Here is a 23,788-nt window from a genome sequence, read left to right as displayed (position 1 = left end):
TGGCTCAAGGGTAATAGGCAGGCAAAGATCCCAGCCTAGTGCTCAGGGAGGATCTTTCCCATCCTGTTACCCGCAACGTCCGGGGCAGGCCCGGTGTTCCGCCGAACGAGGGGCACCAGGAAGATCGCCACGGCGCCGAGGACCGCGGCCACGGCGAAGGTGGTGAAGCCGAGGCCCGCGTTGCCTCCGGCGACGACCGCGCCGCCCAGCCAGGGGCCGACCACGGCTCCGGTGCGGCCCACGCCGGTGATCCAGCCGAGGCCGGTGGCGCGCTGGCCGGGCGTGTACACGGAAGGGGCGGCCGCGTAGACCATGACCTGGGCGGAGAACAGCCAGACGCCGGTGACGAAGACCAGGGCGTACGCGACGCCGAGCGGCAGGTGGGCGCGGAGCAGGAACGCACCGCAGGCGGTCAGGACGAACCAGAGCGCGGACACCTTGACCGCGCCGAACCGGTCGGCGGCGCGGCCCGCGACGAGCATGCCGACGATGCCGCCCGCGTTGATCACCATGAGGAACGTGACGGACGAGGAGAGCGAGTAGCCGGAGGCGCGCATCAGCTCGGGGAGCCAGGTGGAGACGCCGTAGACGAGGAGCAGGCCGGCGAAGGAGGCGACCCACAGGAGCGGGGTCGCGGCGCGGGTGCCGGGCGCGAAGAGCGAGGCGACGGCGGCGAAGCGGCCCTTCGCGCCGGCGGCGGGGGCCTCGGCGCGGGTCGGCTCGGGCAGCCCGTAGCGGGCGGCGACGGCGTTCGCGTCGGCGGTGCGGCCCTTGGCGAACAGGACGGCCGGGGACTCGGGCAGCCACTTCAGGACGAGGGGGACGGCGATGACGGCCGGGATGACGCCGGCCCAGAAGACGACGCGCCAGCCGTGGTCGGGGCCGAGCGCGAGGCCGAGGCCCGTCGCGGCCATGCCGCCCGCGTGGTACGAGGTCATCATCAGGCCGGTGGCGAGGGCGGCCCTGCGGGGCGGGGCGAACTCGGCGACGATCGCGAGCCCGATCGGCATCAGTCCGCCGAGGCCGAGCCCGGCGAGGAAGCGGCCCCCGCCGAACACGGCGGCGCTCGGGGCGAGCGCGCAGACGGCGGAGCCTGCGGAGAAGAGGACGACGGAGCCGGTGACCATCGGCTTGCGGCCGAGCCAGTCGGTCAGCGTGCCGCAGCCGAGCGCGCCGATCAGCATGCCGAACGTGGTCCAGGAGCCGATCGTGCCGGCGGTGGACGCGGTGAAGCCGAAGCCCTTGTCGTCGAGGAGGTGCGGCATGACGGCGCCGTAGATGTTGACGTCCATGCCGTCGAAGAAGACGACGAGCCAGCACAGGGCGATGACGGGGGCGACGGCCCTGAGGGTGCGGGGCGGGGAGGGTATGGCGGTGCCGGGGGAGGTGTCGGGGGACATGAGCACTCACTTCGTCGTGGGTACGCGGGGACGGGTTGCGGCGGTTCGTGGACGGTGCGGTGGTGCGGGCTCAGTCGAGGGGGAAGCCCGTGTAGCCCTCGGCGAGGTCGGTCCCGGCGGCCGACGAGGCCGTGATCCGGTCGAGGTGGGCGCGCTGGATGCGGTCGTCGAAGGGCGTCGCGTCGGGGGCGCGGTGCAGCATCGTCGTCATCGCGTAGGAGAACCGCTCGGCCTGCCAGACACGGCGCAGGCAGGTCTGTGAGTAGGCGTCGAGGCGCTCGGTGGAGCCGGTCTTCTGGCGGTGGGCCAGGGCGCGGGCGAAGGTGACGACGTCGCCGACGGCGAGGTTGAGGCCCTTGGCGCCGGTCGGCGGGACGATGTGGGCGGCGTCCCCGGCGAGGAAGAGCCGTCCGTGGCGCATCGGCTCGTGGACGTAACTCCTCATCGGGGTGACGGACTTGGAGGTGATGGGGCCGCGCTCCAGCTTCCAGCCGTCCGAGGTCTCCAGGCGGCGGTCGAGCTCCTCCCAGATCTCCTCGTCGCTCCAGTCGTCGGCGTTCGTGCCCTCGGGGACCTGGAGGTAGGCGCGTGACACGGACGGGGAGCGCATGGACAGGAGGGCGAAGCCGCGGTCGTGGCGGGCGTAGACCAACTCGTCGTGGGACGGCGCGACATCGGCGAGGATGCCGAGCCAGCCGAAGGGGTACGTGCGCTCGAAGACCTGGGAGACGTCGGCGGGTACGGCCTTGCGGCCCACGCCCCAGGAGCCGTCGCAGGCGACGACGTAGTCGCAGTCGAGGACGTCCTCGCGGCCCTCGTGGCGGAAGCGGACGCTCGGGCGGTCGGTCTCGGCACCCTCGACGGCCAGCGCCTCCGCCTCGAAGAGCAGCGGGCCCCCCTCGGCGAGCTGGAGGGCGATGAGGTCCTTGCACACCTCGGTCTGGGCGTAGACCATCACGGACCTGCCGCCGGTCAGGGCAGGGAAGTCGACGCGGTGGCGGCGCCGGTCGAAGCGCAGCTCGATGCCGTCGTGCGGGAGGCCCTCGCGGTCCATGCGCTCCGCCGCGCCCGCCGCGCGCAGTACGTCGACGGTGCCCTGCTCCAGGATCCCGGCGCGCTGGCGCTGTTCGACGTACGCGCGGTCGCGGCTCTCCAGGACGACGGAGTCGATTCCGGCGTTGTGCAGGAGCCGGGCGAGGAGCAGACCGGCCGGGCCCGCTCCGATGATGCCGACGGTGGTGCGCATGGGTACCTTCTTTTTCGTTCGCCTTGTTCGCGTGGTGAACTTTCGTTCATAATGTGCTGAGCGGAGTCTCCGCCCGGCCGGGACCGCTGTCAACGGTCCCGGGACAGGGAAAACGGCGCCAGGACCCCCGGGGCACGAAAAAACGCCGCGGCGATCGGATGCGATCGGCACGCGGCGCAGGGGAACGGCTCGGTCGGGAGCGGGAAGGAAAGTGGGAGGTGCCCGGAACCGGACTTGAACCGGTACGCCCGCGAAGGGGCAGCGAGGTTTAAGCTCGCCGTGTCTGCATTCCACCATCCGGGCAGGCCGTGGGCTCCGCAACGAGGCTCCGAGCCTATCGGGACAGATCCCCCGAACAGCGGAACGTCCCCTCGATGTTGTCTTATTTTATTGAGGTCTGAGGGTGCATCAGACCACGGTAGCCGCCATCAGCACATGCCGCAGGCCCTTCCACGCCCCTCGGCGCCCTCGCCCCCGTCACCGTGGATTGACGGGATTTCACCTCCCGAGGTGATCTTCACTCTCAGGGTCGCGGGTCATCCCCAGGTATGACCCGGGCGGCCCCGGTCCCCCCGAAGTCGCCCCCGGGAACCGGAACTGGGGCTGACTTCAGGGCCCGGGACGGCCACGACGATGGAGAGGTCCCTCCCCCGGGACCCCGTCCCCACCCGTCGTCCGACAGGAGAACCCTTCCGTGACCACCACCCCCATCGCCGGCAAGGCCACCGCAGTGGCCGCGCGCGCCACGGATCTGTCCAAGGTCTACGGACAGGGCGAGACCCAGGTGGTCGCCCTCGACCGGGTCTCCGTCGACTTCCGCCAGGCCGAGTTCACCGCGATCATGGGCCCCTCCGGATCCGGCAAGTCGACCCTGATGCACTGCGTCGCCGGCCTCGACAACTTCTCGTCGGGCTCCGTGCGCATCGGCGACACCGAACTGGGGTCCCTCAAGGACAAGCAGCTCACCAAGCTCCGCCGGGACAAGATCGGCTTCATCTTCCAGGCCTTCAACCTGCTGCCCACCCTGACGGCCCTGGAGAACATCACGCTCCCCATGGACATCGCGGGCCGCAAGCCGGACAAGCAGTGGCTGGAGAACGTGATCGCGATGGTGGGCCTGGCCGACCGGCTCGGCCACCGGCCCTCGCAGCTCTCCGGCGGCCAGCAGCAGCGCGTGGCCGTGGCCCGCGCGCTGGCCTCCCGGCCCGAGATCATCTTCGGTGACGAGCCGACCGGAAACCTCGACTCGCGCTCCGGCGCCGAGGTCCTGGGCTTCCTGCGCAACTCCGTGCGCGAGATGGGCCAGACCGTCGTCATGGTCACCCACGACCCGGTCGCCGCCGCCTACGCGGACCGCGTGATCTTCCTCGCCGACGGCCGCGTCGTCGACGAGGTGTACGCCCCGACCGCCGACTCCGTCCTGGACCGCATGCCGCGTCCTTCCGGGGGCTCCCCCCGGACCCCCGCGTTCGACGCCAAGGGCCGCACCAGCTGACGCCCGCCCGCACAGCCGCCGCCCCACCGCCACGACGCCTCGTCGCCGTATCCCTGGACTGAGAAACCCATGCTCCGTACCGCCTTGCGCAATGTGTTCGCGCACAAGGCCAGGCTCCTGATGACCGTGCTCGCCGTCATGCTCGGCGTCGCCTTCGTCTCCGGCACCCTGGTCTTCACCAACACCATCTCCGACGCCTTCCAGAAGAGCTCCGCCAAGGGCTTCGACCAGGTCGACGTCGCCGTCACGCCCAAGAGCGCCGAGTCGAAGGGCGACAAGCTCGCCAAGGACCCGAAGCTCACACAGGCCACCCTCGACCGGGCCGCGAAGGCACCCGGCGCCGCCTCCACCATCGGCGTCGTCAGCGGCTTCGCGGCCGTCGCCGACAAGGACGGCAAGCTCGTCGGCAACGGCTTCTCCACCCAGGGCGCCAACTACTGGGGCGACCATGACCCGCGCTACCCCCTCCAGAGCGGCAGGGCGCCCAGCGGCAAGGGCGAGGTCGCGCTCGACTCGCAGACCGCGAAGCGCGCCGGCTACAAGGTCGGCGACACCGTACGGATGTCCATCGACGGGCCCGTCCTGACGCCCACCGTCACCGGCATCTTCACCACCGAGGACGGCAACGTCGCCGCCGGCGGCAGCCTCGCCCTGTTCGACACGGCGACCGCGCAGCAGCTCCTGCACAAGCCGGGCTCGTACGACGAGATCGACGTCAAGGCCGCCGCCGGCACCAGCCAGGCCGCCCTGCGCGGCGCGCTCGACAAGGCCCTGCCGAAGGACCGGGTCGAGACCACGACCGGCAAGCAGCTCGCCGACGACCAGGCCGAGCAGATCTCCTCCAGCATGAGCTCGATGAAGTCGAGCCTGCTGGTGTTCGCCGGGATCGCGCTCTTCGTCGGCGTCTTCATCATCGCCAACACGTTCACGATGCTCGTCGCCCAGCGCACCAAGGAACTCGCGCTCATGCGGGCCGTCGGCGCCTCGCGCAGGCAGGTCACGCGCTCCGTCCTCGCGGAGGCGTTCGTCGTCGGCGCGGTCGCGGCCGTCACCGGTCTGGCGGCGGGCATCGGCATCGGCGCCGGGATGCGCTCCCTGATGGGCGCGACCGACGCGCAGATCCCCGACGGGCCCCTCGTGGTCTCGCCCGGCACGATCGCCACGTCCCTCGTCGTCGGCGTCGTCATCACGATGCTGGCCGCGTGGCTGCCCGGCCGCCGCGCCGCGAAGATCCCGCCGGTCGCGGCGATGAGCAGCGTGCACGCCACGGCGACCACCCGCTCCCTCGTCGTACGGAACACGATCGGCGCGCTGTTCGCGGCGGCCGGCATCGCCTCCTCCCTCTACGCGACGACGATGAGCGACGGCACCTCGGCGCAGGCCCCCCTGGGCCTCGGCGCGGGCCTCCTCGTGATCGGCGTCTTCGTCCTCACCCCGCTGCTCTCGCGCCCGCTGATCGCGGCCGCGGGGCCGGTCCTGCGCGTCTTCGGGATCTCCGGGAAGCTGGCCCGCCAGAACGCGGTGCGCAACCCGCGCCGCACCGCCGCGACCGCCTCCGCCCTGATGATCGGCCTCACGCTGATCACCGGTCTGACGGTCATCGCGGGCAGCGCCCATCAGGCCATCGACAAGATGGCGTCGTCCGCACTCAAGGCCGACTACGTCGTCTCCATGGCGAACATGAACTCCCTGTCCCCCGAGGTCGCCGGCAAGCTCTCGAAGGTCGACGGCGTCACCGCGACCAGCGGCCTGAGCAACGCGCCCTCGCGCATCGACGGCCGGACCGAGTTCCTGACCGGCGTCAACGGCGCGACCATCGGCTCGCTGACCGATCTCGAGGTCGACAGCGGCACCTTCCGGATCGGCGGCCGTGACGTCGTCGTGGACGACAAGACCGCGAAGGACCACGGCTGGCGCACCGGTTCGACGTTCACCACGAACTTCGAGGACGGCAAGAAGCAGCGGCTGACCGTCGCCGGGGTCTACGAGGGCAACGAGATGATGCGCGGCATCATGCTGGACTCGGCCGTCCTGACCCCGCACGTCACGGACCCGTCCGACATGCAGGTCATGGTGAAGACCGACGGCGGCACGTCCGCCGCCGCCAAGGACCGCATCGAGAAGGCGCTCGGCGACAACCCGGCGATCCTCGTCCAGGACAAGCAGGACATCTCCAACGCGATCTCGAAGATGTTCACGCTGATGCTGAACATGCTCTACGGCCTGCTCGCCATGGCGGTCGTCGTCGCCGTCCTCGGCGTCATCAACACGCTGGCCATGTCCGTCTTCGAGCGCTCGCAGGAGATCGGCATGCTGCGCGCGATCGGCCTCGACCGCAAGGGCGTCAAGCGCATGGTGCGCCTGGAGTCCCTGGTGATCTCGCTGTTCGGCGGCGTGCTCGGCGTCGGCCTCGGCGTGTTCTTCGGCTGGGCGGCGGGCAAGCTGCTGGCCACGACCCTGACGACGTACGAGCTGGTCCTGCCCTGGGGCCGGATCGGGATCTTCCTCGCCCTGGCCGCCCTCGTGGGCATCCTGGCGGCGCTGTGGCCGGCGCGCCGCGCGGCGCGGCTGAACATGCTCGCGGCCATCAAGTCGGAGTAGCGAGAAGGCGGATGGGGCGCACCGGCCGAGTGCCGGTGCGCCCCATCCGCCTGTCCGGGCCGTCAGTTCCAGGTACGCGCCCGCAGGGGCATACCCGGGTCGCCCGACAGGGGTGTCTTCACGGCGAGGATCTGGTTCACGCCGATCTTGTTGCGCTCGAAACTCAGCGCGCACGCGGCCATGTAGAGGCGCCAGATGCGGGCCCGGCCGGGGCTCGTGAACTTCACGGCCGCGGGCCAGCCCGCCTCCAGGTTGGCCACCCAGCGGCGCAGCGTGTACGCGTAGTGCTCCCGGATCGCCTCCAGGTCCCTGACCTCGAAGCCGGCCCGCTCCAGCAGCCCGGTGGTCGTCCCGACCGGCGCGAGCTCCCCGTCCGGGAACACGTACGCGTCGATGAACTCGTCGACCTCGTACGTCGACTCGTCCTTCTGCGGGCGCCGCGCGATCTGGTGGTTGAGGAGCCTGCCGCCCGGCTTGAGGAGGGCGTAGAGCGCCTCGGCGTACTCCAGGTACCGCGCGGAGCCGACGTGTTCGGCCATGCCGATGGACGAGATCGCGTCGAAGGGGCCGTCGCGCACGTCGCGGTAGTCCTGGACCCGGATCTCCACCCGGTCGGTGAGCCCCTCCTCGGCGACCCGCTTACGGGCGTACGCGGCCTGCTCCTGCGAGAGCGTCACGCCGACGACCCTGACGCCGTACTCGCGGGCCGCGTGGATGGCCATGGAGCCCCAGCCGCAGCCGACGTCGAGCAGGCGCTGACCGGGCGCCAGGCCGAGCTTGCGGGAGACGAGTTCGAGCTTGTCGCGCTGGGCGTCCTCGAGCGTGCCGTCCGGCGAGTCCCAGTACGCGCACGAGTAGACCATCGACGGGCCGAGCACCAGCTCGTAGAAGTCGTTGCCGACGTCGTAGTGGTGGCTGATGGCCTGTCGGTCGCTGCCCTTGGTGTGCAGATGGAGGCGGCCTCGCCTGCGCATCTCCTCGGCGGGCGGGGCGGGCGGCAGGAAGGGCCCGGCGAGCTTGACCAGCTCGGCGACGGCGGCCCTGACCCGAGGCTCCTTCAGGGCCTCGACGAGGCTCCTGCCCTCGTCCTCGGGGCGCTCCCAGATGAGCCCGGCCATCCGGTCGAGGGCTTCGTACAGATCGCCCTCCACATCCAGGTCACCGGCCACCCAGGCGCGGGCCAGGCCGAGTTCTCCCGGCTTCCACAACAGGCGGCGCAGGGCGCGGCGGTTGCGTACGACGAGAGTGGGTCCGGCGGGCGGCCCGGCCTCCGAACCGTCCCAGGCGCGAAGCCTGACGGGCAGCGGGGTTCCGAGCAGTTGTTCGGCGAGGTTCTTCAGCCGCTGTGCGGCGTCCTGCATGGCGCACACCTCCGTGATGGGAGACGATCCCGGAATCGTCCAACACCACGTAAACACCAACGGGGCGCTCTCGCAGTCCCGTTACTGCGTTACGGATCGGCAAAATACATGTAGCGAGCACGTATATCGGGGTGCCGAGGCGGCTGCCGGGGCGGTTTCCCGACGGTCCCGGGCGGCCCCGGGAACGCCGAAGGGGCGCTCGCACCACGGATGGCGAGCGCCCCTTCAGGGGTGTTTCCGGACCGAAGTCAGGAGGCCTTGGCCTTCTCCTCGACCTTCGGAGCCTCGGCGACGGCCGGGGCCGGCGCCGGCTTGGCGGCCTCGTAGAACTCCTCGCGGGGAGACTCGAGGGCGCCGAGCGCGGTGATGTCGCGCTTCTGGAACATGTTGAGCGTCCACTCGGCGATCACACGCGTCTTGCGGTTCCAGGTCGGCATGGCGAGCCCGTGGTAGCCGCGGTGCATGTACCAGGCGAGACGGCCCTTGAGCTTGATCTTCATCTTGCCCATGACGATCATCGCGACGCCCTTGTGCAGGCCGAGACCCGCCACCGCGCCCTTGTTGCTGTGGCTGTACTCCTTCTGCGGGAAGCCCCGCATGCCGGAGACCACGTTGTCGCCGAGGACCTTGGCCTGGCGCATGGCGTGCTGGGCGTTCGGCGGGCACCAGGCGCGCTCGGGCGGCGTGCCGTTCTTGACGGCCACCAGGTCCGGGACCTGGGCGTTGTCGCCCGCGGCCCAGATGTAGTCGCTGCCCTGCACCTGGAGGGTCGCCTGGGTGTCCACGTGGCCGCGGGGGCCGAGCGGGAGACCGAAGCGCGCGAGGGCCGGGTTCGGCTTGACGCCGGCGGTCCACACGACGGTGTTGGAGTCGACCTCGAGGCCGTTGCTGAGCACGACGTGACCGTCGACGCAGGACGGCATGGTGGTCTTCAGGTAGACCTCGATGCCGCGGGACTCCAGGTGCTTCCTGCCGTACGTGCCGAGCTCGGGGCCGACCTCGGGCAGCACCTTGTCGGCCGCGTCGACGAGCACGAAGCGCATGTCCTCGCGCTTCACGTTCTTGTAGAACTTGGCCGCGTCGCGCGCCAGGTCCTCGACCTCACCGATCGTCTCGGCGCCCGCGAAGCCACCGCCGACGAACACGAAGGTGAGCGCCTTGCGGCGGATCTCCTCGTCGGTCGTGGACTCGGCCTTGTCGAGCTGCTCGAGCACGTGGTTGCGCAGGCCGATGGCCTCCTCGACACCCTTCATGCCGATGCCGACCTCGGCGAGGCCCGGCGTCGGGAAGGTGCGGGAGACCGCGCCGAGCGCGATCACCAGGTAGTCGAAGGGAACCTCGTACGCCTCGCCGACGAGCGGGGCGACCGTGGCGACCTTGCGGTCCTGGTCGATGGTGGTGACCCGGCCGGTGAGAATCTCGGCTCCGGGCACAGCGCGTCGCAGCGGGACGACGACGTTGCGCGGCGAGATGCTGCCGGCGGCGGTTTCGGGGAGGAAGGGCTGGTAAGTCATGTACGAGCGCGGGTCCACGACCGTGACGGTCGCTTCCGCATAACGCATCTTCTTGAGAATGCGTCGTGCTGCGTACAGGCCTACGTACCCACCGCCTACTACGAGGATCCTGGGACGCTCCGTGGTGCTCATGCCATCGAGTATCCACCTGTCCGGAGGGGGTCGCTCGTGCGCCCCTTCACAAGCATGGAGAGGGCCTCTGCTACACTCCGCCGCCCACGTGACGGACGTCATGGCCCCAGCAGGGAACCACGGTATAACTCCGGTCGTTCCGCACCCCTGTTGAGCTGCCGCTCCGGGCATTTGGCGGGGGTGGACCACTCGCCCGGTTCATCTGTCCGTAACAAGCCTGGAACGCCCCGCACGTCGGCCGCCAGGGTCCCGAAACCCCCTTCTGCGGGCCATCCGACCCGGAACCTCGCCCAACAGGAGCGAATTCCTTGTGAAGAACTTCACGAACTTTCCCGACGGGGTGTCGCCGGAGCGTGTCGCCCCTCCAGGAAGAGGCCGGGCGAGGGGTCTTGGAGGGGCTGGGCGCCTTGGGGGCTGGGCGCCTTGAGGGGCCGGGCCCCTCGGGAGGCCGGGCCCCTTGCAGGGGCTAGGCGATCGACCAGGCGATGCCGTCGAGGATGTCGTGCTCGCTCACCACGACCTCCTTGGCGCCGGTCCACTCCATGATCAGGCGCAGCACCAGCGCGCCGGAGGCGATGACGTCGACACGGCCCGGGTGGATGACCGGGTTCAGGGAGCGCTGGTCGTGCGTGGACGTCACCAGCCAGTCCGTGAGCTCGGCGACCCGCTCGTAGGAGATACGGGAGTGGTGGATGGCCACCGAGTCGTACTCCTTCAGGCCGAGCGCGAGGGCGGCGACCGTCGTCACGGAGCCGGCGAGGCCGACGAGCGTGCGGGCCGCCGTCAGCGGAACGGTCTGCGTCACGAGGTCGAGAGCCGCGACGACGTCCTCGCGGATCTCCTCGATCTGCGCGGGCGTCGGCGGGTCGGTGACCGTGCCGTCCTCCCCCACGAGGTGGCGCTCCGTCATACGGACGCAGCCGATGTCGACGGAGCGCGCGGCCAGGACCGTGTCCTCGCCGACGACGAACTCCGTCGAGCCGCCGCCGATGTCCACGACCAGGTAGGGCTTGTCGAGGTCGGCCCGCCCCGTCAGCTCCTTCGTCGCGCCGGTGAAGGAGAACTCGGCCTCCTGGTCACCGGTGATGACCTCGGGCTCGACGCCCAGGATGTCCATGACCCCGCGCACGAAGTCGTCCCGATTCTCGGCGTCGCGGGACGCGGACGTGGCCACGAACCGGACCTTCTCGGCGCCGTGCGCCTTGATGACCTCGGCGTACTCGCGGCAGGCCGCGAAGGTGCGCTGCAGCGCCTCGGGCGCGAGCCGTCCCGTGCGGTCCACGCCCTGCCCCAGCCGCACGATCGTCATGCGGCGGTCCAGGTCGACGAGTTCGCCCGTCACGGGGTCGGCGTCGGCGACGAGCAGGCGGATCGAGTTCGTGCCGCAGTCGATGGCGGCGACGCGGGTCACTCGCTCTCCTCGGGCGCGGCCGACACGCACGGGCCCTTCGCCCACCACTCGGGCAGCATCGCGATGGCCTCGTCGCCGAGCGGGTTCACGCCCGGGCCCGCGGCCAGGGAGTGGCCGACCAGGACGTGCAGGCACTTCACCCGGTCCGGCATGCCGCCCGCGCTCGGGAAGCCCTCGAGGACCTCGATGGCGTCGCGGCGCGCGATGTAGTCCTCGTGCGCCCTGCGGTACGCGTCCGCGAGTTCGGGGTCCGTCTGAAGGCGCTCCGTCATCTCCTTCATGACGCCGTTCGCCTCCAGGGTGCCGATCGCGGACGCGGCGCGCGGGCACGTGAGGTAGTACGTCGTCGGGAAGGGCGTGCCGTCCTCGAGGCGCGGGGCCGTCTCGACCACGTCCGGGTTGCCGCACGGGCAGCGGTGCGCGATGGCCCGCAGGCCGCGCGGCGGGCGGCCGAGCTGCTCCTTGAACGCCTGGATGTCGGCGTCCGTGGGCGTGGTCGGCTCGGTCTGGGGCGGGGGCGTGTCCATGCCTGGGGGCTTTCCTTCAGTGAACTTCGGTGGGGGTACTACGGGTTCGGTCTCGGGGCTTGGTTCTTGGGACTTCGGCTTGGGCTTGGGCTTGGGCTTCGGCTTCGGCTTCGGCTTCGGCTTCGGCTTCGGCTTCGGGCATTGGTGAGGCGGGTCAGTTGTCGGGGCGGTCGGCCTTGTCGACGCCGTCCCAGACGTTCGAGTACCAGGGCCGGCCCGCCGCACCCTGCTCGGAGCGGGTGCGCTTCGCCGCGTCGGGGTCGCGCGCGATGTAGCCGGTCTCGCCCGGCATCACCAGGTGGAGCCGCTCGCGGATCCGCTGCTCCGCGTACGAGTCGTCCTGCCAGCGTGCCTTCTCGTCGCGCAGCCTGTCGACCCTGCTCTGGGCCTCCTGCTGCTGGCGCTGGAGGTCGGCGATCTCCCCGCGCTGGGAGACGTACTGCCTTATGGGGTAGGCGAGCGCGACGACCAGAGTGCACAGGACGAGGGCCAGGAGTGCCGCGCGGCCGGTGAGGCGGGAGCGGCGGGCCTGACGCCTGGTCTGGGAGCGGTAGACGCGCTCGGCGGTCTGCTCGCCGAGCAGACGCAGCCGGGTCGCGGTGGAGAACCGGTCACGGTCCCTGTCCCGGACTCTCCCGGCCATCTTCGCGCCTCCCCTTTACGTGCGTACGTCCCCGCACACGGTACGGGACCGGGTGCGGGGACGTACGTACGACGCTTCTACCGAAGCCTGTGTGGCTCAGCCCTTGAAGCGGGGAAACGCGCTGCGGCCGGCGTAGACCGCGGCGTCGTCGAGGATCTCCTCGATGCGCAGGAGCTGGTTGTACTTGGCGACGCGGTCCGAGCGGGCCGGGGCGCCGGTCTTGATCTGGCCGCAGTTCACCGCGACGGCGAGGTCGGCGATCGTGACGTCCTCGGTCTCGCCGGAGCGGTGGGACATCATGCACTTGAAGCCGTTGCGCTGGGCCATCTCGACGGCGTCCAGGGTCTCGGTCAGCGAACCGATCTGGTTGACCTTGACGAGCAGGGCGTTGGCGGAGCCCTCCTCGATGCCGCGGGCGAGGCGCTCGGGGTTGGTGACGAAGAGGTCGTCGCCGACGATCTGGACCTTGTCGCCCAGCTTCTCGGTGATGACGTTCCAGCCGGCCCAGTCGTCCTCGTACAGCGGGTCCTCGATGGAGACCAGCGGGTACGCGGAGACGAGCTCCTCGTAGTACTCGGTCATCTCGGCGGCCGAGCGGGACTTGCCCTCGAACTCGTACTTGCCGTCCTTGTAGAACTCGGACGCGGCGACGTCGAGGGCGAGTGCGATCTGCTCGCCGGGGACGTAACCGGCCTGCTTGATGGCCTCGACGATGAGGTCGAGGGCCTCGCGGTTCGAGCCGAGGTTCGGGGCGAAGCCGCCCTCGTCGCCCAGACCGGTGGACAGGCCCTTGGTCTTCAGCACCTTCTTGAGGGTGTGGTAGACCTCGGCGCCCCAGCGAAGGGCCTCGGAGAAGGACTCCGCGCCGATCGGCGCGATCATGAACTCCTGGATGTCGACGTTGGAGTCGGCGTGCGACCCACCGTTGAGGATGTTCATCATCGGGACGGGCAGCAGGTGCGCGTTCGGGCCGCCGAGGTAGCGGAACAGCGGCAGGTCGCTGGCCTCGGAGGCGGCGTGCGCGACGGCGAGGGAGACGCCGAGAATGGCGTTGGCGCCGAGCGAGCCCTTGTTGTCGGTGGCGTCCAGGTCGAACATCGCCTGGTCGATCAGGCGCTGCTCGGTGGCGTCGTAGCCGACGAGCTCCGGGCCGATCTGCTCGATGACCGCGAGGACGGCCTTCTCGACACCCTTGCCCTGGTAGCGGTTCGGGTCACCGTCGCGGAGTTCGATGGCCTCGAACGCGCCGGTGGACGCACCGGACGGGACAGCGGCACGACCGGTGCTGCCGTCGTCGAGGCCGACCTCGACCTCGACCGTGGGGTTGCCTCGGGAGTCCAGGATTTCCCGGGCTACGACGACGTCGATGGACGGCACGAGCATCTCCTTATGGGATGTGACGCAACTACGCCGGGCCGCATGGTCCGGCAACACCTGAGCCTAACCGGCTCCAGGCACCGCCCAGCCGACCGACCGGCCCGTGGACAAAAACCGAGAGCGAATTGTTTCCGAACGGAACAAAAAGCCACGGCCGACAACGGACGAAGGACCAGGACCCCTCACGCACCAAAGCCCCGCCCCGGGCGCGACGGGGGAATGCGCACCCGGGGCGGGGAGTCCTTGGGGAAACCTGGCGTGGTACCGGCCGTCCGCCGAGAGCCGATACCCGAGCGGCCCGGGGCCGCCGCTCCCCTCTTACTTACTGAGGTGGAGCTGCCGGTTGCTTACTTGAGGTGGAGCTGCTGACCCGGGTAGATCAGGTCGGCGTCCTCGACGATGTCCTTGTTCAGCTTGAAGAGCTTCGCCCAGCCGCCCTTGACGTGGTGCTTCTCGGCGATGGTGCTGAGGGTGTCGCCGGACTTCACCTTGTACTCGCCGTCACCCTTCTTGACCTTCTTGCCGGCCGGGGTCTCGACAGTCTTCTTCGACTCCTGCTTCGCGGCAGGCGCCTTGCGCTCCTGGCTGCGGGTGGTCGGCTGCTCGGCCTTGCGCTCCGGCTGCGGGGCGGCGGCCGGGGCGGAGCCGGTCGAGGCGGCGGACAGGCCCACGCCGCAGCTCGGCCAGGCACCCTTGCCCTGGCTGGCCAGAACCTTCTCGGCGACGGCTATCTGCTGCGCCTTGGAGGCCTTGTCGGCGGTGGAGGCGTACGCGGTGCCGCCGTACGCGGCCCACGTGGACGAGGAGAACTGGAGGCCGCCGTAGTAGCCGTTGCCCGTGTTGATCGACCAGTTGCCGCCGGACTCGCACTGCGCGACCGCGTCCCACTCGGAGGCGGTGGCGGCGGAGGCACCGGTGGCGCCCATCAGCGGGACGGCGACAGCGGCACCGGCGACACCGGCGAGCGTGGCGACGCGAACGGCCTTGGACGGGCGGCGGTGCTTGCCCTTGCTGGAAAACAGCATCGAGAGATCCCCTCACCGACGCCTACGAGGTGAGCTGTCGGGTTCGGGCCGGATGAGTGCCCGGTCGCACGTCCTGCGTGCGACTTAACCCCAAGCCGGTCGTTCGGCCGTCTCTCAACGGCCGGGGCCGGCGCTTACCTTGGGTCCCCCGCTCCTGCCTACGGCGCTTACGCGACGACTGTTCCCGTACGGACATTGGCAGGATTCGGCGTGACATCCGACGGGGCCCGCTGTGGCGAGCGGTGATGACCGTAAGCAGTGGATCGCCGTAATTTCAAAGACGATCAGGGCCTTTGAGACCCATCTCTCACTCTCGCCAAAGCGGACATTCAGCCCGAACTGCCGCTACTTTTCGCCCGATTCGAGCCCAAGATCCAGACTCTGACCAGGAAGGATGAGGTCCGGGTCGGCACCCACCGTCTTCTTGTTCTGGGCGTACAGAGCGGCCCATCCGCCGTCCACGTCATGGGTGTCGGCGATGTCCCAGAGGTTGTCACCGGCGCGCACGGTATAGGCGTCTTCGCTCCGATTCGCACCCTTGCGTACGTTTTCGTCGCCGCGTGAGGCGTGGCGGCCCGAGCCGTCGTCGGCGCGCAGGGAGTCTGCGGTGTCGTCCGCGGCGGCGGCGCCGCGGTGTCGTCCGGAGGCGGGCGGAGTGGCCGCGTCCGAGCCGTCGGAGGCCTCCGGCGAGGGCGTCGCGGGGGCCGAAGTCGAACCGTCCCGGCCGGACTTGTCAGCCTTGGCGTCATCCGAGGAGTTACCCGCGGTATCACCCGACTTGTCGTGATTCTTCTCTCGGGAGTTGCCCTTCGCACCCGAGGAAGCGGAGTCCGAAGGCCTGTCGTTCGCGCCCCCCTTCGCGGCGTCGTCCGCCGCGTCGTCGCTCCCGGAGTCACCGGCCGACGCCGACGGGGTCGGAAGGGCCGCCCCGGGGTCGACGTCGGCGGCGGCGGCGTCCGCCGTGAGCCCCGAGGTGACCGAGCAGACCGGCCACGCCCTCGGACCCTGGTCGGCGAGGACCTTCTCGGCGACGGCTATCTGCTGCGAGCGGCTGGCCTGGTCGGCGCGCGGCGCGAAGTCGAGGCCGCCGTAGTCCTCCCAGACCTCCTGGGAGAACTGGAGCCCGCCGTAATAGCCGTTGCCCGGATCGGCGCTCCAGGAGCCGCCGCTCTCACACTCGGCGAGCTTGTCCCATGTGGCCGTCGACGCGGCGCTCGCGCTGGTCGCGCCGAGCAGAGGGATCGCGATGGCGGAGCCGGCCACTCCCGCGGCGACGATGAGCGCGGGAGCCTGGCGGGGGCGACGGTGACGACCGTTCCCGGTGAGCATGGAGGCGCCTTTCGGTGGCTCGGGGAATGCTGCGGCGGGTGGTGCCGCGATGACTGGTGAACGTAGCGGGAGTCGAACGCTTGTCACAAGTCGATGCAGCAGAGATCACGTGAAAGTCACAGTCTTGACGGCCCGTCAGTTACGCGGCTTCGCCCGGCCCTTCCTGATGCGGCGTGAACTCGACCGGAAGGGTGCGCAGTCCCCGCATGATGAGCCCGCCGCGCCAGCGCAAATCCGGTGATTTCATGAGCAATTCCCAGCCCACCCGGACCGGTCGACCTTCGCGTGGCCCCGGCGACTCCGTCAGTTCCGCCACGTGATGTCCAAGGGTGGGACCTGACGCTCCCTCCGGACCGGAGTGCCTCCTCCGGCCAGATTCAGGTGGTCGACGAGCAGTGGCCAGAAACCCTTCTTGAACCAGGTGTTCTGCCTGTCCTTGACGAGTGCCCACGCGCCGTACCGCTCCGGGAGTTCGTCCCACAGACATCCCGTGCGCAGCCGATGGAGAATTCCGTTCACCTGGGTCCTGATGTCCACGACGCCCCGAGCGAACTGGCGGCGCCGGAAGAAGGACGTCATGAGCTCCTCGACGTCAGGCCACCGCGAATCCGGGATCTCCTCCGGCACCAGCACGCCCGTCCGCTCGTGCCATTCGGTCACCTTGCACTTGACCCCGCTCCGCTTCCGCACTTCTCCGAGCGGCCGCACTCGGACACCCAGCAGGCGGATCACTTCCCCCGTCTCCGAGAGAGTCAACTCTCGCGAGCCCGTCCTGGCGATCGCGACGAGATCCACGATCTTCTCGGATTTCTCCTCCCCCCGAGTCTGTGCCGCGAGGACCTCCTGCGCCCTCATGAGCAACCCCCTGGCGTTGCGTACATCCTCGTCGAGCTGCCTCATGGCGGCGTCCTTCACCGCCTGGTCAAGCCCGGCGTTGCGCGCCAGATCGACTACGGCACGGGCCGCAGCCTCTTCCTTCGCCTGGAGATCAACCTCAAAGTCGGCAACTCGCTGCCGTTGCTTGCCGACATCGCCAGGAAACAGCCCGGCCGGTGCAACAGTCGCCGGCTCCGCCTGTGTCGATTCGACCAGGAAGACCACGATTTCCCGCCAGACCGCAGCCTCGACATCAAGGGCCGCCAGGTGAGGATCACGACACCTGGACTCCCGCCCCTTGCCGTTGTTGCCGCCGCCGCACCGGTAGTACCGAGTGGCATCGGAATTGCGGTAGGCGCCGACGTAGTGGTGCCCACATCGGCCCACGATCCGGCCCGTAAGTGGATAGACACCTGCAACGGCGTGTGCGTGGTGTCCATTCCGCGTCATGGCGTCATCGAGCGCCCCGGCCCGGTCCGCCGAGATGATCCGGGGAAGTGGGATGATCACGCTGTTCCCGTGGAGGGGATGGCCTTCCTCGTCCAACCTCGCCCGATTCCTGCCGCTGTTCTCCGGGTTGCGGAAGACGATCTCGCCTCTGAGTAACGACGGGCTCTTGAGACGACGATGAAGGTTGGCCGCGGTCCACGGCCGGCCGCTGCGCGTCATCAGGCCGAGAGCGTTCAACTCCCGTGCCGCGGCCGAGATGTTCTTGTCTTCGTCCAGCACGAGACTCACTGCCTTACGGACGACTGCCGCTTCGGTCTCGTCCACCACAAGCACGGACTTTCGCCGACCAAGGCCTTCGAGGGCATATCCCCACGGCGGCGGGCCACCGGGCCAGCCGCCCGTCAAGGCCTTTCTCTGACGGCCCGACTGCGTGCGGTCACGCACGAGATTCCATTCGGCCTCCGCTGCCACCGCGTGGAACTGCAACTGGCGACGTCCGGAAGGCGTGGTGGTGTCGATGTCCTGTGTGACGGACACGAAGTCGACGCCAAGGTCCTCCATCGCCCAGATCCACGTCCAGAACGCCTGGCCGGTGCGGCCGACGCGGTCGAAATTGTGGACCACGATCACATCCACGAGCCCTTGCCGAACACACGCTTCCAGCTCTCTCATTGCGGGGCGGTCGACGACGTCTCCCGGCACACCCTTGTCCTTGAAGATCAGCTCAGGCAGGAGAACCCATCCGGGCTTGCCTTCGACGTAGGTGCGCCCCGCCGCTTCCTGCACGGAGAGCCCGTACCCCTTTGCCTGTTCCCTCGTGGAAACGCGGAGCATCAAGGCTGCCCGGACAGGGGACCGCGGATCCGGCTCGTGGCCGACCACAGACACGGGTGTGGGCATAGCTGTAGCGTTGGACACATCAGCCCCTTCACGGCTGGTACGGCCCCGGAGCTCTAGCCAGCTTCGGGGCCCTTTGCGTTGCCGCGAATCTAGCCACTGTTCACCCAAGCCGTGCCGTATTCCGCATAATTCCTCTAGTGCCTCTATCGCGCCAAAGCAGCTCAAGACATCGCTGGCGGCGGCTCGCGGGACGACTCCCTATACGGTCGTCCCGTGAACGTCCCGAACACCGCGCCCGAACTCTTCACCTGGGAGTTCGCCACCGACCCGTATCCGGCCTACGCCTGGCTCCGTGAGAACGCCCCCGTCCATCGGACCAAGCTGCCGAGCGGCGTCGAAGCATGGCTGGTGACCCGCTATGCCGATGCCCGCCAGGCCCTCGCGGACAGTCGGCTGTCGAAGAATCCCGAGCACCACGCCGAGGACGCACAGGGCAAGAGCAAAACCGGAATCCCCGGTGAGCGCAGCGCCAATCTGATGACCCATCTGCTCAACATCGACCCGCCGGATCACACCCGGCTTCGCCGCCTCGTCTCCAAGGCGTTCACTCCGCGGCGCGTCGCAGCATTCGCGCCGCGTGTCCAGGAGCTGGCTGACGACCTCATCGACCGCTTCGCGCCTCAGGGCGAGGCCGACCTCATTCACGACTTCGCCTTCCCCCTCCCCATCTACGCGATCTGCGACCTGCTCGGCGTCCCCCGCGAGGACCAGGACGACTTCCGCGACTGGGCAGGGATGATGATCCGGCACGGTGGTGGCCCACGCGGCGGCGTCGCCCGCTCCGTCAAGAAGATCCGCGGCTACCTCGCCGAACTCATTCACCGCAAGCGCAACGATCCCGGCGACGACCTGATCTCAGACCTCATCCGGGCCTCCGACCACGGCGAGCACCTCACGGAGAACGAGGCCGCCGCGATGTGTTTTGTGCTTCTCTTCGCCGGTTTCGAGACCACGATCAACTTGATCGGCAACGGCGTGTACGCGCTCCTGGGAAACCCTGAGCAGCGCACACGACTTCAGGAGTCGATCGAGCGCGGCGAGCGGGAGCTCCTCGACACCGGTATCGAGGAGCTGCTCCGCTACGACGGCCCGGTAGAGCTGGCCACCTGGCGCTTCGCCACCGAGCCCCTCACCGTCGGCGGACAGCACATCGCCACCGGCGATCCCGTACTGGTCGTCCTCGCCGCCGCGGACCGCGACCCCGCCCGCTTCCGTGAGCCGGACACCCTTGACCTGTCCCGCCGTGACAACCAGCACCTCGGATACGGCCACGGCATCCACTACTGCCTAGGCGCGCCGCTGGCTCGCCTCGAAGGCACCACCGCCATCGAAACCCTGCTGCGTCGCCTGCCGGATCTCGAACTGGCCGTCGATCCTGCCGATCTGCGATGGCGCGGAGGGCTCATCATGCGCGGGCTGCGGACCCTCCCGGTGGGATTCACCGCTCACTGAGCGGCCAGCCCCTCCGCCGCGCGGATCGCGTCCCGGTACGCCCGGGCCGCCGCCCGCAGCGCCGCTTCCGGGTCGACTCCGTCGGACTCGGCTCGCAGGGCGAGGGCGAGCAGTTCGTAGCCGACGCCGTCGCCGCCCGGTGCCGGCACGTCGAGGCCGGCCGTGCGGACGCGGGACCCCAGCTTCGCAGCGAGTGCGAGGCCTGGCTGGCCGACGGGCACCCCGTCCGTGACGGACTCGCGCTGCTTCTCCACCGCCTTCGTGCGCAGCCAGTGCTCCTTCACGTCCTCGGGCGTGAGCGCCGTGTCGTCGCCGAAGACATGCGGGTGGCGGTGGATGAGCTTCTCGACGATGCCGCCGGCGACGTCGTCCACGGAGAACGCCTCGTCCCCTTCCTCGCCGGAGGCCTCCTCGGCGATCCGGGCGTGGAAGACGACTTGGAGGAGCACGTCCCCGAGCTCCTCGCGCAGTTCGTCCCGGTCGCCGTCCTCGATCGCCTCGACGAGTTCGTACGCCTCCTCGATCGCGTACTTCGCGAGGCCCTTGTGGGTCTGCTGCGAGGACCACGGGCACTCGCGGCGGATGCGGTCCATGACCTGGACCAGGTCGAGGAGGCGGGCGCCCGGCAGGTCGTAGGAGGCCGGGAGCAGTTCCAGGTCGGGCATCGCGACGCGGCCCGACCCGGCGAGCGCGGCGAGGCCGTCGGTCAGCCGCCGGTCGCCCTCGGCGGTGGCGACGACCACGACGGTGCGGCCCCCGGCACAGGCGTCGACGAGCTCACTGGCGGTCGGCGCGGCCTCCCGCACCTCGATGCCGGCCTCCCGCAGATACGGCAGCTGCGGGTGCGCGGCGTCGGCGCACAGCACCTCGTCGGCGGCGTGCAGGAGCTGCCAGGCCGACCACGACAGCAGGCCGGGCGCGACGCGGTGGCTGGTGGTGAGCAGGACGATGCGGCCGGTCGGGGCAGCGGCGGGTGCGTTCTCGGCGTTCACACCCCGAACGTAACCCAGGCCGCCTGCCGCGCACCGGGCGAGAGGGCCCTACGCCGTCTGCTGGTCCGTCTTCGGGGACGTGACCTCGCGCACCCAGGGCGTCTTCGCGTCGGCGCGGCCATGGCTCTTGGCGATGTCCCAGGTGCCGTAGCGCGGGTTCAGGTCGACGTTCAGCTCCTTGGAGGCCTGGTCGAGCGCCTTCCAGAAGGGGGCCTGGTCGGTCTCGGACTGGGACTGCATGTTCGCGCCGACCTTCTGGGCAAGGCCCATCACCTCGAGGTCGGTGCGGGCGCTGTCCGCGATGCGCTCGGGCGCGATGTTGTACTGCTCGAGCAGGGCGAGCTCGAGCTGCCGGACGCCGCCGGCCTGCTGCGCCATCGCGGCTTTGCGCTCCTGGATCTGCCTGCGGGTCACCGTGACGCCCGCGTCGGCGGCCGCTCGGTGCAGGACGCGGTCGAAGACCATGGAGTGGAGCGTGTTCCGGGTGAGGTTGCCGGACTTGGCGATGGCCTGCTCGTACTGCTGGTCGTCCTTGGTGGCGGCCTGCTGGGCGTCGCGCACCTCGTTCACCCGGTTCTCCAGCTGGGAGACGGTGATGCGGTCGCTGCCCACGACGGCCGCGGCGCCGGGATGCGCGTCGTTGCCGCAGGCGGTGAGGAGGGGGACCGCGGCTACGGCGGCGGTGGAGAGGACGAGCGCGGTGCGGCGGCTGTTGCTGCTCTTGCGGCGGTGCAAGGTGGGCCTCCCTGCGACGAGTTTGTGCGTCGGTGCACAAAGTCCGGCGGTGATCGATGTTAGGCAGTGGCCGTGCTCTCGGCCACCTATTCGACCCAACGATTCGCCAGGAGTTGAGGCACTCCCCCGCGCCCGGCCCGCCCCGGCTCAGCCCCGGACCTGCCCCAGCCACTGCAAGGTGCGGCGGATTTCGGCCGGGAAGGGGTGACCCGGCCCGTGCAGGCGCTCCGCGTCGTGCAGGAGGCGTACGAGGGTGTCGTGCGCGGCGGCCCGGTCGCCGAGAGCGAGGAGCAAGTGGCCGATGCGGCGCCGGACTTCGAGGGGAAGCGTGATGTCCGTCGTCGCGTACTGGTTCTCGTAGTACGGGAGCAGCGCCCGGTACTCGGCGAGTGCGGCGGCCGGTTCGCCGAGCTGTTCCAGGCACTGCGCGGCCTCGTAGCGGAACTGGAGGGACTGCGGGTCGGCCTGGCCCGCCTCGGCGGCGCGCTCGTCGGCGAGGCGGCGCAGCTCGGGCAGTGCGCGGCGGTACTGGCCGTCGTCCATGAGCGTGGCGGCGTACTGCTTGCGCAGCGTGCGGACGACCGGTGAGTGCTCGCCGTGCTGAGCCGCGGCGGCGGGCAGGATCGCGCCGAGGATGTCGACGGCCTGGGTGATGCGGCCCTCGCCGAGGAGGCGCTTGACCTCGTCGACGGCGCTCGCGACGTCCGGCTTGTCGGTGTGGGGGGTGGGCGCGGCGGGCTGCGGGGCGGGGGTGCGGGCGCGGTCGGGCCAGGGGGCGTGCGGGCGCAGGAAGGGGCGGGTCGGGTCGAGGGGGCCGCCGCTCGGTATGCCGCGCGCGGGCAGCAGCGGGAGCAGGGCCTCGTACGTCTCCTGGGCGGAGGCCGGCCGGTGCTGCGGGTCCTTGGCGAGCAGGCGCAGGACGAGGGCCTCCAGGGCTTCGGGGACCTCGGGGCGCAGCCGGCGGACCGGCAGGGGCGGCTCGTAGAGGTGGCGGTGCAGGACGCCGAGGGCGGTGGAGCCCGCGAACGGGACGTCTCCGCTGAGGAGTTCGTGCAGCAGCACCCCGAGCGCGTACAGGTCCGTGTAGGGGCCCACCGCGCCGCCCATGGCCTGTTCGGGCGCCATGTAGGCGGGGCTGCCGATGGGGGAGCCGGTGTGGGTGAGGCGGGTGGTGTCGGTGTCGAGCACGGAGGCGACACCGAGGTCGAGGACGGTGACGGTGCCGTCCTGCTTGACCATCACGTTCCGCGGCTTGAGGTCCCGGTGCACGATCGGCACGGCGTGCACCGCGCACAGGACGGCGCACAGCTGGGCCGCGACGGAGACCGCCCACTGCCACGGGTAGGGGTCGTGCTCGGCGAGGTGGTCGGAGAGGTCGGCCCCGTCGACGTACTGCATGACGAGGTAGAGGTCCTCGCCCTGGGTGCCCGCGTCGTGGACGGTGACCAGGCCGGGGTGGTCGACCTGGGCCGTGACGCGGCACTCGCGCACGAAGCGGCGGCGCAGCTCGTCGGCCTCCTGGCCGGCGACGCGGTCGGGGCGCAGCAGCTTCACGGCGACGCGCCGGTCGAGCCGCTGGTCGTACGCCGTCCAGACCTGGCCCATGCCGCCCTGGCCGATGAGGGTGGACAGCTCGTAGCGCCCGGCGACGAGTTGACCGCCGGACGCGTTCAGGGGGTGGGTCACCGTCCGCCTTCCTGCTTTCGCAGGTAGTCGCTGAGTTCGTCGAGCTCCGCGCGGACCTGGTCGATGCGGTGGGGCGGCGGCGCCTGGTGCTGCGGTGCGGGGGTGGGCACGGGTGTGGGGGCCTGGCCCGCGGTCTGGGTGAGCTGGTCGTGCACGGGCTGCGGCGGCAAAGGAGCGGGCTGCGGCGTGGGCGGCGCGTAGTGCTGCGCTTGCGGATACCCGTACGCGGGCTGCTGGAGCGGCGGCGGCTGCGGCCGGTATCCGTTCGCGTAGCCGCCGCCGTAGAACCCGAGGCGCTCCTTGCGGCCGTGGCGGATGTCGGCCACCAGGTAGTACGAGACGACTCCGGCGAGCGTGAGCAGGAGGATCGTCATGCCCGCGTCGCCCCGCCACGTCGTGAACTCCTCGACGCCCGGGTCCGTGGCGAGCAGCACGACCGTGCCGGCCTGGAGGGCGGCGCCGGACGCGAAGACGATCCAGTCCGTCCTGCTGCGCGTCGTCAGCGCGAGGCGCAGCAGCGCCGTCCACGCGAGGAAGCCGAAGCTCAGCACCGTGAGCGCCACGAACAGGACGCGCAATCCGATCTGCACGCCATGCGACGGGCGCTGTGGCGGTGGCATGTGGCCCTGGCCGTGC

Annotated in this window: 18 protein-coding genes, 1 tRNA gene and 1 riboswitch; of the genes, 3 read left to right on the top strand and 16 right to left on the bottom strand. The window is 70.2% G+C overall.

The window, feature by feature from the left end:
* Positions 1-35: 35 nt before the first annotated feature.
* The 3 genes from ACZ67T_RS13105 to ACZ67T_RS13095 all read right to left on the bottom strand — a co-directional run bounded on the left by ACZ67T_RS13105 (position 36) and on the right by ACZ67T_RS13095 (position 2,949).
* On the bottom strand, positions 36-1,400 hold the full coding sequence (locus ACZ67T_RS13105) for an MFS transporter (protein ID WP_469983661.1): 1,365 nt from the start codon (positions 1,398-1,400) through the stop codon (positions 36-38).
* A gap of 70 nt (positions 1,401-1,470) precedes the next feature.
* Positions 1,471-2,646, bottom strand: a complete 1,176-nt coding sequence (locus ACZ67T_RS13100) for a 4-hydroxybenzoate 3-monooxygenase (protein ID WP_469983659.1) — start codon at positions 2,644-2,646, stop codon at positions 1,471-1,473.
* A gap of 219 nt (positions 2,647-2,865) precedes the next feature.
* Positions 2,866-2,949 (bottom strand) — tRNA-Leu (locus ACZ67T_RS13095).
* A 391-nt stretch (positions 2,950-3,340) separates the two neighbouring features.
* Between ACZ67T_RS13095 and ACZ67T_RS13090 the strand changes: the two genes are divergently transcribed.
* Entirely contained in the window at positions 3,341-4,141 is an 801-nt protein-coding gene (locus ACZ67T_RS13090) for an ABC transporter ATP-binding protein (RefSeq protein ID WP_469983657.1), read from the top strand.
* Between the two features lie 69 nt (positions 4,142-4,210).
* On the top strand, positions 4,211-6,742 hold the full coding sequence (locus tag ACZ67T_RS13085) for an ABC transporter permease (protein ID WP_469983655.1): 2,532 nt from the start codon (positions 4,211-4,213) through the stop codon (positions 6,740-6,742).
* Between the two features lie 62 nt (positions 6,743-6,804).
* Here the strand turns inward: ACZ67T_RS13085 and ACZ67T_RS13080 are convergent, their stop codons facing one another.
* The 9 genes from ACZ67T_RS13080 to ACZ67T_RS13040 all read right to left on the bottom strand — a co-directional run bounded on the left by ACZ67T_RS13080 (position 6,805) and on the right by ACZ67T_RS13040 (position 18,287).
* Positions 6,805-8,103, bottom strand: coding sequence for a class I SAM-dependent methyltransferase (locus ACZ67T_RS13080; RefSeq protein ID WP_469983654.1), 1,299 nt, complete (start codon positions 8,101-8,103; stop codon positions 6,805-6,807).
* Positions 8,104-8,351: 248 nt separating this feature from the next.
* Entirely contained in the window at positions 8,352-9,749 is a 1,398-nt protein-coding gene (locus tag ACZ67T_RS13075; RefSeq protein ID WP_469983652.1) for an NAD(P)/FAD-dependent oxidoreductase, read from the bottom strand.
* A gap of 466 nt (positions 9,750-10,215) precedes the next feature.
* Positions 10,216-11,160, bottom strand: coding sequence for a Ppx/GppA phosphatase family protein (locus ACZ67T_RS13070; protein ID WP_469983650.1), 945 nt, complete (start codon positions 11,158-11,160; stop codon positions 10,216-10,218).
* Positions 11,157-11,687 carry a DUF501 domain-containing protein gene (locus ACZ67T_RS13065; RefSeq protein WP_469983648.1) on the bottom strand — a complete coding sequence of 177 codons (531 nt, stop codon included), beginning with the start codon at positions 11,685-11,687 and terminating at the stop codon, positions 11,157-11,159. Before ACZ67T_RS13065 ends, ACZ67T_RS13070 begins: the two co-directional genes overlap by 4 nt.
* A gap of 154 nt (positions 11,688-11,841) precedes the next feature.
* Positions 11,842-12,330 carry an FtsB family cell division protein gene (locus ACZ67T_RS13060; RefSeq protein ID WP_383086940.1) on the bottom strand — a complete coding sequence of 163 codons (489 nt, stop codon included), beginning with the start codon at positions 12,328-12,330 and terminating at the stop codon, positions 11,842-11,844.
* A 96-nt stretch (positions 12,331-12,426) separates the two neighbouring features.
* Positions 12,427-13,713 (bottom strand): phosphopyruvate hydratase, encoded by a 1,287-nt coding sequence (gene eno / locus ACZ67T_RS13055; protein ID WP_116512577.1) that lies wholly within the window; start codon positions 13,711-13,713, stop codon positions 12,427-12,429.
* Positions 13,714-14,054: 341 nt separating this feature from the next.
* Entirely contained in the window at positions 14,055-14,732 is a 678-nt protein-coding gene (locus tag ACZ67T_RS13050) for a transglycosylase family protein (protein WP_469983647.1), read from the bottom strand.
* 4 nt (positions 14,733-14,736) lie between these two features.
* A riboswitch (cyclic di-AMP (ydaO/yuaA leader) is annotated at positions 14,737-14,908 on the bottom strand.
* A gap of 169 nt (positions 14,909-15,077) precedes the next feature.
* Positions 15,078-16,061, bottom strand: a complete 984-nt coding sequence (locus ACZ67T_RS13045; RefSeq protein WP_469983645.1) for a transglycosylase family protein — start codon at positions 16,059-16,061, stop codon at positions 15,078-15,080.
* A 303-nt stretch (positions 16,062-16,364) separates the two neighbouring features.
* Positions 16,365-18,287, bottom strand: coding sequence for a recombinase family protein (locus tag ACZ67T_RS13040; RefSeq protein ID WP_469983643.1), 1,923 nt, complete (start codon positions 18,285-18,287; stop codon positions 16,365-16,367).
* Between the two features lie 213 nt (positions 18,288-18,500).
* Here ACZ67T_RS13040 and ACZ67T_RS13035 point away from each other — a divergent pair, with 213 nt between their 5' ends.
* The gene (locus tag ACZ67T_RS13035; RefSeq protein WP_469983641.1) at positions 18,501-19,739 is read left to right on the top strand and encodes a cytochrome P450 family protein; all 1,239 of its coding nucleotides are present in this window, start codon (positions 18,501-18,503) and stop codon (positions 19,737-19,739) included.
* Here the strand turns inward: ACZ67T_RS13035 and ACZ67T_RS13030 are convergent.
* The 4 genes from ACZ67T_RS13030 to ACZ67T_RS13015 form a co-directional block, all read right to left on the bottom strand.
* Positions 19,733-20,731 carry a nucleoside triphosphate pyrophosphohydrolase gene (locus ACZ67T_RS13030; RefSeq protein WP_469983640.1) on the bottom strand — a complete coding sequence of 333 codons (999 nt, stop codon included), beginning with the start codon at positions 20,729-20,731 and terminating at the stop codon, positions 19,733-19,735. The two genes, ACZ67T_RS13035 and ACZ67T_RS13030, sit on opposite strands and share 7 nt — an antisense overlap.
* Positions 20,732-20,779: 48 nt before the next feature.
* Positions 20,780-21,466: a SurA N-terminal domain-containing protein gene (locus ACZ67T_RS13025; RefSeq protein WP_469983639.1), complete on the bottom strand. Its 687-nt coding sequence runs from the start codon at positions 21,464-21,466 to the stop codon at positions 20,780-20,782.
* A 147-nt stretch (positions 21,467-21,613) separates the two neighbouring features.
* On the bottom strand, positions 21,614-23,098 hold the full coding sequence (locus ACZ67T_RS13020) for a serine/threonine-protein kinase (protein ID WP_469983788.1): 1,485 nt from the start codon (positions 23,096-23,098) through the stop codon (positions 21,614-21,616).
* A 50-nt stretch (positions 23,099-23,148) separates the two neighbouring features.
* Complete coding sequence (locus tag ACZ67T_RS13015; protein ID WP_469983638.1) at positions 23,149-23,742, bottom strand: hypothetical protein; 594 nt, start codon at positions 23,740-23,742, stop codon at positions 23,149-23,151.
* Between the last annotated feature and the right edge of the window lie 46 nt (positions 23,743-23,788).

The sequence above is a fragment of the Streptomyces sp. NPDC107517 genome (assembly GCF_055582645.1).
The sequence above is the reverse complement of the archived record's forward strand: the minus strand, read 5'-3'. Positions and strand labels throughout refer to the sequence as shown.

Bases quoted from the DNA above. Each gene is read 5' to 3' on its own strand.
- ACZ67T_RS13105 (WP_469983661.1), bottom strand. From the start codon at position 1,400: ATGTCCCCCGACACCTCCCCCGGCACCGCCATACCCTCCCCGCCCCGC.
- ACZ67T_RS13100 (WP_469983659.1), bottom strand. From the start codon at position 2,646: ATGCGCACCACCGTCGGCATCATCGGAGCGGGCCCGGCCGGTCTGCTC.
- ACZ67T_RS13085 (WP_469983655.1), top strand. From the start codon at position 4,211: ATGCTCCGTACCGCCTTGCGCAATGTGTTCGCGCACAAGGCCAGGCTC.
- ACZ67T_RS13080 (WP_469983654.1), bottom strand. From the start codon at position 8,103: ATGCAGGACGCCGCACAGCGGCTGAAGAACCTCGCCGAACAACTGCTC.
- ACZ67T_RS13075 (WP_469983652.1), bottom strand. From the start codon at position 9,749: ATGAGCACCACGGAGCGTCCCAGGATCCTCGTAGTAGGCGGTGGGTAC.
- ACZ67T_RS13065 (WP_469983648.1), bottom strand. From the start codon at position 11,687: ATGGACACGCCCCCGCCCCAGACCGAGCCGACCACGCCCACGGACGCC.
- ACZ67T_RS13060 (WP_383086940.1), bottom strand. From the start codon at position 12,330: ATGGCCGGGAGAGTCCGGGACAGGGACCGTGACCGGTTCTCCACCGCG.
- eno (WP_116512577.1), bottom strand. From the start codon at position 13,713: ATGCTCGTGCCGTCCATCGACGTCGTCGTAGCCCGGGAAATCCTGGAC.
- ACZ67T_RS13050 (WP_469983647.1), bottom strand. From the start codon at position 14,732: ATGCTGTTTTCCAGCAAGGGCAAGCACCGCCGCCCGTCCAAGGCCGTT.
- ACZ67T_RS13045 (WP_469983645.1), bottom strand. From the start codon at position 16,061: ATGCTCACCGGGAACGGTCGTCACCGTCGCCCCCGCCAGGCTCCCGCG.
- ACZ67T_RS13040 (WP_469983643.1), bottom strand. From the start codon at position 18,287: ATGCCCACACCCGTGTCTGTGGTCGGCCACGAGCCGGATCCGCGGTCC.